Source organism: Pseudomonas sihuiensis (assembly GCF_900106015.1).
Lineage (GTDB): Bacteria > Pseudomonadota > Gammaproteobacteria > Pseudomonadales > Pseudomonadaceae > Aquipseudomonas > Aquipseudomonas sihuiensis.
In genome coordinates this window covers 1,425,813-1,438,826 of record NZ_LT629797.1, presented here as the reverse complement: position 1 = coordinate 1,438,826, position 13,014 = coordinate 1,425,813, and the positions used below count along the sequence as shown (strand labels likewise).

10 protein-coding genes are annotated in these 13,014 nt (G+C 62.1%); 5 read left to right on the top strand and 5 right to left on the bottom strand.

Annotated elements, in window-relative coordinates; translation table 11 throughout:
• Positions 1 to 47: 47 nt before the first annotated feature.
• The 3 genes from BLT86_RS06805 to rloA are packed head-to-tail and all read right to left on the bottom strand — an operon-like array spanning position 48 to position 3,107.
• Complete coding sequence (locus BLT86_RS06805) at positions 48 to 1,034, bottom strand: alpha-L-glutamate ligase-like protein (protein WP_017676803.1); 987 nt, start codon at positions 1,032 to 1,034, stop codon at positions 48 to 50.
• A 4-nt stretch (positions 1,035 to 1,038) separates the two neighbouring features.
• Positions 1,039 to 2,565, bottom strand: coding sequence for an osmotic stress tolerance membrane protein RloB (gene rloB, locus BLT86_RS06800; protein ID WP_021488993.1), 1,527 nt, complete (start codon positions 2,563 to 2,565; stop codon positions 1,039 to 1,041).
• A gap of 5 nt (positions 2,566 to 2,570) precedes the next feature.
• The gene (rloA, locus tag BLT86_RS06795; RefSeq protein ID WP_092375560.1) at positions 2,571 to 3,107 is read right to left on the bottom strand and encodes a retropepsin-like aspartic peptidase RloA; all 537 of its coding nucleotides are present in this window, start codon (positions 3,105 to 3,107) and stop codon (positions 2,571 to 2,573) included.
• Between the two features lie 306 nt (positions 3,108 to 3,413).
• On the opposite strand from rloA, the gene BLT86_RS06790 reads away from it, so the two are divergent.
• The 5 genes from BLT86_RS06790 (at position 3,414) to prpF (ending at position 10,269) form a co-directional block, all read left to right on the top strand.
• Positions 3,414 to 4,151 (top strand): GntR family transcriptional regulator, encoded by a 738-nt coding sequence (locus tag BLT86_RS06790; RefSeq protein WP_075747890.1) that lies wholly within the window; start codon positions 3,414 to 3,416, stop codon positions 4,149 to 4,151.
• Complete coding sequence (gene prpB / locus BLT86_RS06785) at positions 4,148 to 5,035, top strand: methylisocitrate lyase (protein WP_075747888.1); 888 nt, start codon at positions 4,148 to 4,150, stop codon at positions 5,033 to 5,035. Before BLT86_RS06790 ends, prpB begins: the two co-directional genes overlap by 4 nt.
• A gap of 119 nt (positions 5,036 to 5,154) precedes the next feature.
• Positions 5,155 to 6,312, top strand: coding sequence for a bifunctional 2-methylcitrate synthase/citrate synthase (gene prpC, locus BLT86_RS06780; RefSeq protein ID WP_075747886.1), 1,158 nt, complete (start codon positions 5,155 to 5,157; stop codon positions 6,310 to 6,312).
• Between the two features lie 14 nt (positions 6,313 to 6,326).
• Positions 6,327 to 8,936, top strand: coding sequence for a Fe/S-dependent 2-methylisocitrate dehydratase AcnD (gene acnD / locus BLT86_RS06775; protein ID WP_167377343.1), 2,610 nt, complete (start codon positions 6,327 to 6,329; stop codon positions 8,934 to 8,936).
• Positions 8,937 to 9,069: 133 nt separating this feature from the next.
• Positions 9,070 to 10,269 carry a 2-methylaconitate cis-trans isomerase PrpF gene (gene prpF, locus BLT86_RS06770; protein ID WP_092375554.1) on the top strand — a complete coding sequence of 400 codons (1,200 nt, stop codon included), beginning with the start codon at positions 9,070 to 9,072 and terminating at the stop codon, positions 10,267 to 10,269.
• Between the two features lie 94 nt (positions 10,270 to 10,363).
• Here the strand turns inward: prpF and ltrA are convergent, their stop codons facing one another.
• Both ltrA and ppsR read right to left on the bottom strand, forming a co-directional pair.
• Positions 10,364 to 11,677, bottom strand: a complete 1,314-nt coding sequence (ltrA, locus tag BLT86_RS06765) for a group II intron reverse transcriptase/maturase (RefSeq protein ID WP_092380340.1) — start codon at positions 11,675 to 11,677, stop codon at positions 10,364 to 10,366.
• Positions 11,678 to 12,172: 495 nt separating this feature from the next.
• A complete protein-coding gene (ppsR, locus tag BLT86_RS06755) occupies positions 12,173 to 12,991 on the bottom strand; it encodes a posphoenolpyruvate synthetase regulatory kinase/phosphorylase PpsR (RefSeq protein ID WP_013715740.1) in 819 nt (272 codons plus the stop codon).
• Between the last annotated feature and the right edge of the window lie 23 nt (positions 12,992 to 13,014).

Below are 13,014 nucleotides of genomic sequence, written 5' to 3'. Positions count from 1 at the left end.
CATCGAGCGAGTCGTAAGGTGCGGCGGCACCTTACGACGTTCGCTGGTCAGATTTCCTTGCTGGCGATGTGACCAAACAGCTCCTGGGAGAAACGCACGCGCTCTTCTGCGTCTTCCTGAATGCCCTTGGCTTTCAGTTCTTCCAGGCGGGCTTCCACGGCATGGGCGCGGTGGGTCAGGCCACAGTCATTGGCGATCTGGATATTCAGACCCGGGCGGGCGTTGAGCTCGAGAATCAGCGGGCCCTTGTCCTGATCCAGCACCATGTCCACGCCGATGTAACCCAGGCCGCACAACTCGTAGCAGCCGGCAGCGAGCTTCATGAAACCGTCCCAGTTTGGCAGTTGCACGCCGTCCACCGCGTTGGTGGTGTCCGGGTGCTTGCTGATCTTGTTGTTCAGCCAGGTGCCACGCAGGGTGACGCCAGTGGCCAGATCCACACCCACGCCGATGGCGCCCTGGTGCAGGTTGGCCTTGCCGTTGGACTGGCGGGTTGGCAGACGCAGCATGGCCATCACCGGGTAGCCCATCAGCACGATGATGCGAATGTCCGGCACGCCTTCGTAGCTGATGCTCTTGAAGATGGTGTCCGGGGTGACGCGGTACTCGATCAGCGCACGGTCGCGGTGACCGCCGAGCGAGTACAGGCCGGAGAGGATGCTGGAAATCTGCTGCTCCAGCTCCTCGTGGCTGACGATCTTGCCGGACACCGTCTTGAAGCGGTCCTCGAAGCGGTCGGCGATGACCATGATGCCGTCACCGCCCGCGCCCTGCGCCGGCTTGATGACGAAATCGGTGCGCCCGGCGATGATCTCGTCGAGCTTGTCGATTCCCTTCTCGGTGTCGATGATGCCGTACAGTTCCGGCACATCGATGCCGGCCTCGATGGCCCGCTCCTTGGTGATGATCTTGTCGTCGACGATCGGGTACAGGTGCCGTTTGTTGTACTTCAGCACGTAGTCCGCGTTGCGTCGGTTGATGCCCATGATGCCCTTGGCTTCAAGGGCCTTCCACGTCTTGATCAGGCCGAACATGGTCTTAGTCCTTGAGGAAGGCTTTGAAACGGAACAGTTCGGTCAGGCGGTAACCGCGGTAACGCCCCATCGCCAGCATGAAGCCCACCAGGATCAGCAGAATCGCCGGGAAGGTGAACACGAAGTACACCAGCTCCGGCACGCTCATCAGCAGGTGCGCGATGGTGGCGGCGAACAGGGTGCCGATGGCGACCTTGAAGGCATGGCTGCCGCCACGTTCTTCCCAGGTGATCGACAGGCGCTCGATGGTCATGGTCAGAATCACCATCGGGAACAGTGCAACCGACAGGCCGCGCTCCAGGCCCAGCTTGTGGCTGAACAGGCTGATGGCGGCGATCAGTACCACGACGAAGGTCAGTACCACCGACAGGCGCGGCAGCATCTGCAGCTTCAGATGTTCCAGATAGGAGCGTAATGACAGGCCGAGCGCGGTGATCACGGTGAACAGGAAGATACCGAAGCCCAGTTGGGTTTCGCGGAAGGCGAGGGCGATCAGCACCGGGGTAAAGGTACCCAGGGTCTGCAGGCCGCCGAGGTTGCGCAGGATCAGGATGACCAGCACACCGATCGGGATCATCACCATGATCATGAACGTCTGCTGGGTCTGCAGCGGCAGGCCGTACAGCGAGTATTCAAGGAAGCTGGCGTCGGTGTTCTCATCGGTCAGTTTGGCCAGGCGGATGGCGTTCATCTCGCTGTTGTTCAGACTGAAGCTGACTTGCGCCTGACGGCCGCCTTCGAGGCTGACCAGATCACCGTCGCCGATCCACCAGACCAGGCGGTCCTCCGGCAGGCCCTGCTCACCGGATTCGGGGTTGAAGTACAGCCATTTCTGGCCATTGAAGCTACGCAGCCAAAGCTCCGGCGACTGAGCGACCTCGGCCTGCAGGCGAATGGTGTGTACGCGCTCCATCGGCACGTGGGCGATGGACAGCAGCAGGTCGACGACCTTGGCCTTGTTGGCGGTGGAGGCATCGCCGCCGAGCAGCAGTTTCACGTTGTCATCGTTGACGTTGTTGGCGCGCTTGATGGTTTCGCTGATGAAGGTCTCGACATCCGCCGAGTGCTGGCGAATCGGTGCCAGCAGGGCTTCGGCCGCGATCTTCTCGGGGCCTTCGACCGGGATGCTGTCGCGGAAGATCGGGCCTTTTGCAGGCGCCTGCTCGCCGCTGTAACGCTTGGTCAGAACCAGTCGGTAATAGAGGGTCTGCTTGCCATTGGCACGACGTGCCGACCAGGTGACGCGGCGGTTGCCGTCGACACGGTTGACGCTGACGCCGTAATTGTTGGAGATGAAACTCTCGTTGAGGCTCACGTAATCCTGGTTCAGCGGCGGCACGAACATCTGCAGCTTCACCGGCTCACGCGGCGTCGCCTGGAATTCGACCTTGGCATCGATGTTCCACAGATCGTCGGTCTCGTCCTCGGTCACCGGAATGCCGAGAATGAAGATTTGGTATGCCGTAATCAGAACGCCCAGGGCCACCAAGAGGGTGATCAGGACTTTCAGATGCAGGTTCAGAGAGCGCATGGGAATTACTCGCCAGGGGTTGCGTCATTGGTGCAGTCGGGTTTGCCGGCTGCATATTTAAGGCTTGGATCGACCATGGCTTCGAAGTGCTTGAGCGCTTCGGAGCCGATCAGAAGCGGGTATTGGAATGCGCTTCGGTCGGTCAAGTTCACTTCGATCGTGCGCAGGGTCTGGCCCATGCACAATTCAAGGTCGATTACCGGGCGTGCCGTATAGGTCTTGCCTTCATCGGGGTCGAAATCGCCAGCACGGCGTTTGATCTTGCTGATTCGCGCCAGCGGACGCTCGATGGTGCGCTCATGGGCATCGTCGATGGCCAGCACGAAACGCACCCAGGTTTCTCCGTCACGCTTGAAGCGTTTGATATCGCGGGCACTCAAGGACGCGGTTTTGGCGCCAGTGTCGAGTTTGGCGGCTACCTGCAGGTCCAGTTCCTGTAAGTGAATATATTCATTCAGACCATAGATCGACTTGCCCATGGCCAGAGCAGGGCAGGACAAGGTCAGCAGGCAGATCAGCAAAGAGAAGGGTTTCAGTCTCATGTGTCCTTGAGAAGGTATTGCCAGGGGCGGGATGGAGGGCAGCAACTGGCAGGCATCCTGCCATACAACTTTCTGCCGTGAAGCCTAGCAGGCATGGCAAAAGGCGATGGCCGGGCATGAACGGGCGGATTCTAACATGGGGATTTTCCGTGCTGACAGACGCTTATGTAGCTTTCTGCAAGTAAGGTGGCGGTTTGCCTGATCGGGCGAGCTGGATATATTGTCGACAATACTTTGGTCTGCTTTGACCTTTTCGGCTTTTTGACGTAGTTTTATCGCCATTGAAAGTTATTGGTGTCGACAATCATGCTGCTTGAATCAGATGCGCCAGCAACGCCGCAGGTGGATTCGGAAACACTTTCCGAGCACGTCTTCCGTCTGATCCAGGCCGCCATCGTCAAAGGCGAGATCGCCCCGGGTAGCAAGATTTCCGAGCCCGAGCTGGCGCGCACCTATGGCATCAGTCGTGGTCCGCTACGCGAGGCCATTCACCGTCTGGAGGGGCAAAAGCTGCTGGTGCGCGTGCCACATGTGGGGGCGCGGGTGGTGTCGCTCAGTCATGCCGAGTTGGTCGAGCTGTACGAGATTCGCGAGTCGCTCGAAGGCATGGCTTGTCGCCTGGCGGCCGAGCGCATGACTCAGCAGGAGATCGACGAGCTGCGCCGGGTGCTGGAGCTGCATGAGCAGGATGCTGCGTTCAAGGCCGGTGTCGGCTATTACCAGCAGGAAGGCGACTTCGACTTCCACTACCGCATCATCCAGGGCAGCGGCAATCGCACCCTGGCCAAGCTGCTGTGCGACGAGCTGTACCAGTTGGTGCGCATGTACCGCCTGCAGTTCTCCACCACCCCCAATCGGCCGCATCAGGCCTTCGCCGAGCACCACCGCATTCTCGACGCCATCGAAGCTCGCGACGGTGAACTGGCCGAACTGCTGATGCGCCGCCACATCGGCGCCTCCAAGCGCAATATCGAGCGCCACTACGTTTCCCAACGTGGACAGGAAGCGCTCATCCCTTCATCCAAGACACGAGGTGATTCATGACCCAGCTTTCCGCCGGCCAACGCTTCCGCCAGGCCCTCGCCGAAGAGCAACCGCTGCAGGTAATCGGTGCGATCAACGCCAACCATGCATTGCTGGCCAAGCGTGCAGGCTTTCGCGCGATCTACCTGTCCGGTGGTGGCGTGGCGGCCGGTTCTCTCGGCTTGCCGGATCTGGGCATCAACACCCTGGATGACGTGCTTACAGACGTGCGCCGTATCACCGATGTCTGCGACCTGCCGCTTCTGGTGGACATCGACACCGGCTTCGGCCCTTCGGCCTTCAATATCGAGCGCACCATCAAGAACCTGATCAAGGCCGGCGCCGCTGCTGCGCACATCGAGGATCAGGTTGGCGCCAAGCGCTGCGGCCACCGTCCGGGCAAGGAGATCGTCTCCTGCGAGGAGATGGTAGATCGCGTCAAGGCCGCCGCCGATGCCAAGACCGACCCGGACTTCTTCCTCATCGCCCGCACCGACGCCATCCAGGCCGAGGGTGTGGATGCCGCCATCGAGCGTTGCCAGGCCTATGTCGAGGCCGGTGCCGATGGCATCTTCGCCGAGGCGGCCTACGACCTGCCCACTTACAAGCGTTTCGTCGAGGCGCTGAAGGTGCCGGTGCTGGCCAATATCACCGAATTCGGCGCCACGCCGCTGTTCACCCGCGACGAGCTGGCTTCGGTCGGTGTGGCCATCCAGCTCTATCCGCTGTCGGCCTTCCGCGCGGCGAACAAGGCGGCCGAAAGTGTCTACACCTCGATCCGCCAGAACGGCCACCAGAAGGACGTGATCGAGCTGATGCAGACCCGTGCCGAACTCTACGACCGCATTGGCTACCACGCCTTCGAGCAGAAGCTCGATGCGCTGTTCGCCGCCGGCAAGAAGTAAAGCGGCGGACGGGTTTGCTTTATGTAGGAGCGAATTTATTCGCGATTCGCGGATGAATCCGCTCCTACGGTTCGCTACCGCTGACAGTAAGCAGAATAAGAAGATTTGAGGAGATGACCATGAGCACCACCGAAACCACGCCAGGCTTCAAGCCGAAGAAATCCGTCGCCCTGAGCGGTACCGCCGCCGGCAACACCGCCCTGTGCACCGTTGGCCGCACCGGCAATGACCTGCATTACCGTGGCTATGACGTGCTCGATTTCGCCAACCGCTGCGAGTTCGAGGAGATCGCTCACCTGCTGGTGCACGGCAAGCTGCCCAACGTCGCCGAGCTGGCCGGCTACAAGGCCAAGCTCAAGGCCCTGCGCGGCCTGCCGGCTGGCGTCAAGGCCGCGCTGGAAACCCTGCCGCCTTCGGCTCACCCGATGGACGTGATGCGCACCGCTGTGTCCGTGCTCGGCTGTCTGGCGCCGGAGAAGGACGATCACAACCACCCTGGTGCCCGCGATATCGCCGACAAGCTGATGGCGTCGCTCGGCTCGGCGCTGCTGTACTGGTACCACTACAGCCACAACGGCAAGCGCATCGAGGTAGAAACCGACGACGACTCCATCGGCGGCCATTTCCTGCACCTGCTGCATGGCGAGAAGCCGCGCGAGTCCTGGGTGCGCGCCATGCACACCTCGCTGAACCTGTATGCCGAGCACGAGTTCAACGCCTCGACCTTCACCTCGCGGGTGATCGCCGGTACCGGTTCCGACCTGTTCTCCTGCATCGCCGGCGCCATTGGCGCGCTGCGCGGCCCGAAGCACGGCGGTGCCAACGAAGTGGCCTTCGAGGTGCAGAAGCGCTACGACAGCCCGGACGAAGCCGAAGCCGATATCCGTGAACGAGTAGGGCGCAAGGAAGTGGTGATCGGCTTCGGTCACCCGGTCTATACCGTCAGCGACCCGCGCAACAAGGTAATCAAGGAAGTGGCCCGCGAGCTGTCGGTGGAGCAGGGCAATACCAAGATGTATGACATCGCCGAGCGCCTGGAAAGCGTGATGTGGGAAATCAAGAAGATGTTCCCCAACCTCGACTGGTTCAGCGCCGTGAGCTACCACATGATGGGCGTGCCCACCGCCATGTTCACCCCGCTGTTCGTCATTGCCCGTACCGCCGGCTGGTCCGCCCACGTCATCGAGCAACGCATCGACGGCAAGATCATCCGCCCGAGCGCCAACTACACAGGCCCCGAAGACCTGAAGTTCGTGCCGCTCAAGGACCGTAAATAACCATGAATGACACCGTGAATAGCCAATACTGCAAGCGCCTGCCCGGTACCGCGCTGGATTACTTCGATGCCCGCGAGGCGGTCGAGGCGATCCAGGCCGGCGCCTGGGCGAGGCTCCCCTACACCTCGCGCGTACTCGCTGAGCAACTGGTACGCCGTTGCGATCCGCAGGATCTGACTGCGTCGCTTGAACAGTTGGTCTACCGCAAGCGAGACCTGGACTTTCCCTGGTACCCGGCGCGCGTGGTCTGCCACGACATTCTTGGCCAGACCGCGCTGGTCGACCTGGCCGGCCTGCGCGATGCCATCGCTGAGCAGGGTGGTGACCCGTCCAAGGTCAACCCGGTGGTGCCGACCCAGCTGATCGTCGACCACTCCCTGGCCGTCGAGGCACCGGGCTTCGACCCGGACGCCTTCGAGAAGAACCGCGCCATCGAGGATCGTCGCAACGAGGATCGCTTCCACTTCATCGACTGGACCAAGACCGCATTCAAGAACGTCGACGTGATCCCGGCCGGCAACGGCATCATGCACCAGATCAACCTGGAGAAGATGAGCCCGGTGATCCAGGCGCGCGGTGGCATCGCCTTCCCCGACACCTGCGTCGGCACCGACTCGCACACCCCGCACGTGGATGCCCTGGGCGTGATCGCCATCGGCGTCGGCGGCCTGGAAGCCGAGACGGTGATGCTCGGCCACCCGTCGATGATGCGCCTGCCCGACATCGTCGGCGTCGAGCTGACCGGCAAGCGCCAGCCCGGCATCACCGCCACCGATATCGTCCTGGCCATCACCGAGTTCCTGCGCCAGGAGCGCGTGGTCGGTGCCTGGGTCGAGTTCTTCGGCGAGGGCGCCGACAGCCTGACCATCGGCGACCGCGCCACCATCTCCAACATGTGCCCGGAATACGGCGCCACCGCCTCGATGTTCTATATCGACGGCCAGACCATCGATTACCTCAAGCTCACCGGCCGCGAGCCGGAGCAGGTGGCACTGGTGGAGAACTACGCCAAGACCCTCGGCCTGTGGAGCGACGCGCTGAAGACCGCCGAGTACGAGCGCGTGCTGCGCTTCGATCTGGGCAGTGTCGTGCGCAATATGGCCGGCCCGAGCAACCCGCATCGCCGCCTGCCCACTTCGGCGCTGGCCGAGCGCGGCATCGCTGATGAGGCCAAGCTGCAAGCCGGCAAGGGCGAGGAGGCCCAGGGGCTGATGCCCGATGGCGCGGTGATCATCGCCGCCATCACCAGTTGCACCAACACCTCCAACCCGCGCAACGTCATCGCTGCCGGCCTGGTGGCGAAGAAAGCCAACGCCCTTGGCCTGCTGCGCAAACCCTGGGTGAAGACGTCGTTCGCGCCGGGTTCAAAGGTCGCCAAGCTGTATCTTGAAGAGGCTGGTTTGCTGCCGGAACTGGAGAAGCTCGGCTTCGGTATCGTCGCCTACGCCTGCACCACCTGTAACGGCATGTCTGGCGCGCTCGACCCGGTGATCCAGAAGGAAATCATCGACCGCGACCTGTACGCCACCGCTGTGCTCTCGGGTAACCGCAACTTCGACGGCCGTATCCACCCCTACGCCAAGCAGGCCTTCCTCGCTTCGCCGCCGCTGGTGGTGGCCTATGCGATCGCCGGTACCGTGCGCTTCGATATCGAGCAGGACGTGCTAGGCCATGATCAGAATGGCAAGCCGGTCACCCTCAAGGACCTATGGCCGAGCGACGAGGAGATCGACGCCATTGTCGCGGCGAGCGTGAAGCCCGAGCAGTTCAAGCAGATCTATATCCCGATGTTCGACCTCGGGAAGGTGAAGGAAGCCGACAGCCCGCTGTACGACTGGCGCCCGACGAGCACCTATATCCGCCGCCCGCCGTACTGGGAAGGCGCGCTGGCCGGCGAGCGCACGCTCAAGGGCATGCGTCCGCTGGCGATCCTGCCGGACAACATCACCACCGATCACCTGTCGCCGTCCAACGCCATCCTGGCGGACTCGGCCGCCGGTGAGTACCTGGCGAAGATGGGCCTGCCGGAGGAGGACTTCAACTCCTACGCGACTCACAGGGGCGACCACCTGACCGCCCAGCGCGCCACCTTCGCCAACCCACAGCTTGTCAACGAGATGGCCGTGGTCGACGGGCAGGTGAAGAAGGGCTCGCTGGCCCGCGTCGAGCCGGAAGGCAAGGTGATGCGCATGTGGGAGGCCATCGAAACCTACATGAACCGCAAGCAGAACCTGATCATCGTCGCCGGTGCCGACTACGGCCAGGGTTCGTCCCGCGACTGGGCGGCCAAAGGCGTGCGTCTGGCGGGTGTCGAGGTGATCGTCGCGGAAGGCTTCGAGCGTATTCACCGCACCAACCTGGTGGGCATGGGCGTGCTGCCGGTGGAGTTCAAGCCGGGCATCACACGCTTGACCCTGGCCCTGGACGGTACCGAGACCTATGACGTGGAAGGTGACATTTCGCCGCGCTGCGACCTGACCCTGGTGGTCAATCGCCGCAATGGCGAGGTGCTGCGCGTACCGGTGACCTGCCGTCTTGACACTGCTGCCGATGTCAGCGTGTACCAGGCTGGCGGCGTGCTGCAGCGCTTCGCCAAGGACTTCCTCGAAGGCACGGTGGCTTGACCTGACGCGACATGCCGGCCCGTCAATGGGCCGGCACAACTCCTATAGGTGCGCGTAGCCCGGATGCAATCCGGGGAGAACTGCGTCGTCATTCCCGGATTGCATCCGGGCTACTTTTTTCAGGGCTGCGTGTATGTCCCATTTACCGCAAGTGAAAATCCCCGCCACCTACATGCGTGGCGGCACCAGCAAGGGCGTGTTCTTTCGCCTGCAGGATCTGCCTGAGCGTTGCCAGGTGCCGGGCGAGGCGCGCGACAGGCTGTTCATGCGCGTGATCGGCAGCCCCGATCCGTACTCGGCGCAGATCGACGGCATGGGCGGCGCCACGTCGAGCACCTCCAAATGCGTGATTCTGTCGAAAAGCAGCCAGCCTGATCACGATGTCGACTACCTCTACGGCCAGGTCTCCATCGACAAGGCCTTTGTCGACTGGAGCGGCAACTGCGGCAACCTGTCCACCGCGGCCGGTGCCTTCGCCATCCATGCCGGCCTGGTCGACCCCGTGAGGATTCCCGAGAACGGCACCTGCGTGGTGCGCATCTGGCAGGCCAATATCCAGAAAACCATCATCGCCCATGTGCCGGTCAGCAATGGCCAAGTGCAGGAAACCGGCGATTTCGAGCTGGACGGCGTTACCTTCCCGGCGGCGGAGATCGTGCTGGAGTTCCTCGACCCGTCCGACGACGGCGAGGAGGGCAGTTCGATGTTTCCTACCGGCAATCTGGTCGATGACCTCGAAGTGCCCGCTGATGTTGTAGAAGGGGGCACCTTGAAGGCGACCATGATCACGGCTGGTATCCCGACGATCTTCGTCAATGCCGAGGACATCGGCTACCAGGGCACCGAGCTGCGCGAGGCCATCAACGGCGATCCGGCGCAACTGGCGCGCTTCGAGCAGATCCGCATTGCCGGTGCGCTGCGCATGGGGCTGATCAAAACGGCCGAGGAGGCTGCGACACGTCAGCACACCCCGAAGATCGCTTTCGTCAGTCCGCCCAAGGACTACCGCACCTCCAGCGGCAAGGAGGTCAAGGCCGGCGAGGTCGATCTGTTGGTGCGGGCGCTGTCCATGGGCAAGCTGCACCACGCGATGATGGGCACCTGCGCGGTGGCCATCGGCACGGCGGCGGCGATTCCGGGCACCCTGGTCAACCTGGCGGCCGGTGGCGGCGAGCGCGAGGCGGTGCGTTTCGGCCATCCCTCCGGCACCCTGCGTGTCGGCGCGCAGGCCAAGCGGGTCGATGGTCAGTGGACGGTGACCAAGGCGGTGATGAGCCGCAGTGCGCGCATCCTGATGGAAGGTTGGGTGCGCGTGCCCGCTGAAAGCTTCTAGGCCCTGATCGGCATAGGGGGCAGTTCTGATGAACTGCGCCCCTGCCACACCACCCGGCATGCGGGTCCGCACCGGGCGGTTCGAGGGATTGAGGTTATGAGAGTCGGGCTAATCCCAGGCGGTCGAACCAGGCCAGGTTCAACACCCTATTGAGTAGCTTGCCGCTGTTGCACCACCAGCGCCGGCTGTTGGCCGCCACCCGTTGTGCCACTGTACGACTTGCCCCCAGTGCGCGTAGCTCCCGGAACATGGTCTTGCCTTGCTTCCACTGCTTGAGCTGGATCGCGCGCAACCGATGACGCAGCCACTCGTCCAGCATCTGCCAGACTCGCGACGTTTGCGCCAACCGGTAGTAGCCCTTCCAGCCCTCCAGGTAGGAACTCAGGCGTTCAACGACCTGCTGCAGACTGCGACCGCACGAGCGGCGGCTCAGCTGCCGAACTCGTTGCTTGAACGTTTCCAGCGCCTTCTTCGCCACCGTGCGCTTGATCACCCCTTTCGGGGCTACCCAGAAGCTGTACCCCAGGAACTTGCGCCCCGCAAAGACACTGCTCACGCGGCTCTTGGCCTCGTTGATCCTCAAGCGAAGCCTGGCGTACAAACGGCGTAGCAGCGCCATCACCCTTTCCCCCGCTCGGCGGCTGTGCACGTACACGTTGCAGTCGTCGGCGTAGCGAACGAAACAGTGACCGCGGCGCTCCAGCTCCTTGTCCACTTCATCGAGCAGCACGTTGGCCAGCAGCGGCGACAACGAGCCACCTTGCGGTGTGCCTTCATGCCGCTGCATGACCAGACCGCCATCAAGGATGCCGCTGTTCAGGTACGCTCGTATCAGACGAAGAACGCCTTGATCCGGGACGCGCTTGCGCAAGCGTTCAATCAGGATGTCGTGGTTGACACGGTCGAAGAACTTCTCCAGATCCACGTCCACCACGATCCGGCGCCCAGATTGCACATACGCCTGAGCGGCAAGCACCGCATCATGCGCACGGCGTCCAGGCCGAAAACCGTAGCTATGCTCGCTGAAGCCAGGATCGAGCAACGGTTGCAGCACCTGCAGCAAGGCCTGCTGGATCAGGCGGTCGGTCACCGTTGGTATACCCAGCTCGCGCTGGCTTCCGTCCGGCTTGGCAATCATCACCCGCCGTACCGGACTGGGCCGGTACAACCCTGACAAGAGCTGCGCTCGAATCCCCGCCCACTCCGTCAGCAGCCGTTCGGCCGTCTGCTCTATGCTCAGTCCGTCGACACCCGCTGCTCCCTTGTTGGCTTTGACCCGCTTCCACGCTCGTTGCAGGTTTCCTCTCGCAAGGGCCCGATACAGCAGCCCTTGCCCTGTGCAGTCGGTTTCACCCCGCGGGCGCAGTGCCTCGTCGCTGACGGAGCGAATCACGGCTTCACCGCTCATCGCCTGCGCCCGCCCCACCTTCTGGTGAGCATCTGACTTCAGGTCATGTCGCATCAGGATGGCCTATCGCACTCTCTCTCGTTCGGCCCTTCGTCAAAAAAAACTACTACGGCCTCTGCTGACTTCTCGCTCCGGCTCGACGCCGTTACCCTTTCAGGATCGAGGCGAGATCTCCCCAGGTAAGAACGCACTCCTTCTCTGCACAACCGCCGGATCTACGCCACTTCGCCTTGATCACCAGAGCTTTGCGGTTCATTGCCCGCTCGCCCTGCTCCATAGCGCCTTCTATCCGGTTCTTGTTCATCGGCTCGCAGATTACGCTCCACGCTTCCTCCCCACGCTCGGTCACCCTCACGCAGTTGCGCTTCACTTCGTTCGCTGTGATCAACTTACGGCGGGACTTGCACCCGCAGGAGTGCGCCCATGCTGGGCGCACAATGAGAAAAGGCTCGAAGTTTCGAGCCTTTTGCCTTTGTAAACATGTGCTTGCAACGATTATTTAAGGCGTCTTTCAACACCTTTTTCCACCAGAATCTTGGCCGAAATTTCCTCGACCGAGAAATGCGTGGAGTTGATGAAGGCGATGTTTTCGCGGCGGAACAGGCTCTCGACCTCGCGCACCTCGAACTCGCATTGCGCATAACTGGCATAGCGGCTGTTGGGCTTGCGCTCGTGGCGGATGGCGGTGAGACGATCCGGGTCGATGGTCAGGCCGAACAGCTTTTCGCGGTACTTCTTCAGCGAATCGGGAAGCTGCAGGCGCTCCATGTCGTCTTCGGTAAGTGGATAGTTGGCGGCACGGATGCCGTACTGCATGGCCATGTACAGACAGGTAGGTGTCTTGCCGCAGCGCGACACGCCGACCAGGATCAGATCGGCCTTGTCGTAATAGTGGGTGCGCGCGCCATCATCGTTGTCGAGGGCGAAGTTCACCGCCTCGATGCGCTCCATATAGTTGGAGTGCTGGCCGATGGAGTGTGACTTGCCGACCGAGTAGGAGGAGTGCGAGCTCAACTCCTGTTCCAGCGGCGAGAGAAAGGTCGAGAAGATGTCGATCATGAAGCCATTGGCGGTATCGAGAATGGCTCGAATATCGCGATTGACGATGGTGTCGAAGATGATCGGACGTACGCCGTCCCTTTCAGCGGCGGCATCGATTTGTTGTACCATGGCGCGCGCTTTATCGACGCTGTCGATATAAGGGCGCGTGAGTTTGGTGAACTGAATGTTCTCGAACTGCGCGAGCAGACTCTGACCCAGGGTTTCGGCGGTGATGCCGGTGCCGTCGGAGATGAAGAAAGCGGTTCGTTTCATTTGCGCCAAAGGCCTTAAGCTGA